This window comes from Altererythrobacter xiamenensis (assembly GCF_900177715.1).
Classification (GTDB): domain Bacteria; phylum Pseudomonadota; class Alphaproteobacteria; order Sphingomonadales; family Sphingomonadaceae; genus Erythrobacter; species Erythrobacter xiamenensis.
In genome coordinates this window covers 1-1141 of record NZ_FXWG01000005.1, presented here as the reverse complement: position 1 = coordinate 1141, position 1141 = coordinate 1, and the positions used below count along the sequence as shown (strand labels likewise).

The 1141-nt window shown below is 63.0% G+C and carries 1 protein-coding gene; it reads right to left on the bottom strand.

Translation table 11 applies throughout. The features are described from left to right. Positions 1-80: 80 nt before the first annotated feature. Complete coding sequence (locus CCE89_RS15050) at positions 81-1130, bottom strand: substrate-binding domain-containing protein (protein ID WP_086438927.1); 1050 nt, start codon at positions 1128-1130, stop codon at positions 81-83. Positions 1131-1141 lie beyond the last annotated feature (11 nt).

Here is a 1141-nt window from a genome sequence, read left to right as displayed (position 1 = left end):
CTCAACAAAAACGCCGCCCCGTCTGTGTGACGGAGCGGCGCTTCTCGCTGATGCAGCGATGGCTGTATCGGGTCGGGGGTTTACTTGAGGTCGTCGGCGCTGATCGTGGTCAGCTCGGTCACGGCCTTCTCGTTGGCGGCCATCACGTCGTCGGGCGATGCAACCAGGCCGATCTGCGCAAGCGGACCGTCCTTCTTCCACATCTTGACCCACTCCTGAAGGAAGCCTTCAAGCCCCGGGATCGCCGCGACATGCGCCTTCTTGACGTAAACGTAGAGCGGACGCGCGCCGGGATATTCGAAGCTCGAGATGTTCTCGTAGGTCGGCTCGACCCCGTTCATCGGCAGGCCCTGCACCTTGTCGGCATTCTCTTCGAGATAGCTGTAACCGAACACGCCTACGGCCTTGTCGTTATTGCCGATCTTCTGGACGATCAGGTTGTCCTGCTCGCCCTGGTCGACATAGGCGCCGTCCGCGCGCACTTCGGTGCACAACTGGGCATGGCGATCCTCGTCGGTCTCCTTCAGCGCCTTCATCTCGGCATTGGTGTCGCAGCCGACTTCGAGGACGAGTTCCTTGAGCGCATCGCGCGTGCCCGAGGTCGACGGCGGGCCGTAGACGAGGATCGGCTCGTCGGGCAGCGAGGGATCGACATCGGCCCAGGTCTCGTTGGTCTGCTCACCGCCATAGGGCGATGCGGCGAGTGCCTCGTAAACGATCTTGGGCGTGAGGTTCATCATGATGCCGCCCTGCGCCGAGGCAAAGGCGATCCCGTCGAGGCCGACCTGCAGCTCGATCACGTCGGTGACGCCGTTTTCCTGGCAGTCCTCGAACTCGCCGAGCTTCATGCGGCGCGAGGCGTTGGCCATGTCGGGCGTGTCGGCGCCGACGCCCGAACAGAACAGCTTGATGCCGCCGCCCGAACCGGTCGATTCGATCAGCGGTGATTTCATGTCGGGGTTCGAGCGGGCGAAGCTCTCGGCAACCATTTTGGCAAAGGGAAATACGGTCGAGGAGCCGACCGCGCGGATCGAATCGCGGCTGCCGCCGCCACCGCCCGCATCACCGCCACAGGCAGTAAGGGCAAGAGCCGAAATGGCCGCAAAACAGGCCGTCTGAATAGGTTTCATGAGTGTGTTCC

Coding starts and splice junctions, on each gene's coding strand:
- CCE89_RS15050 (WP_086438927.1), bottom strand. CDS start 1,130: ATGAAACCTATTCAGACGGCCTGTTTTGCGGCCATTTCGGCTCTTGCC.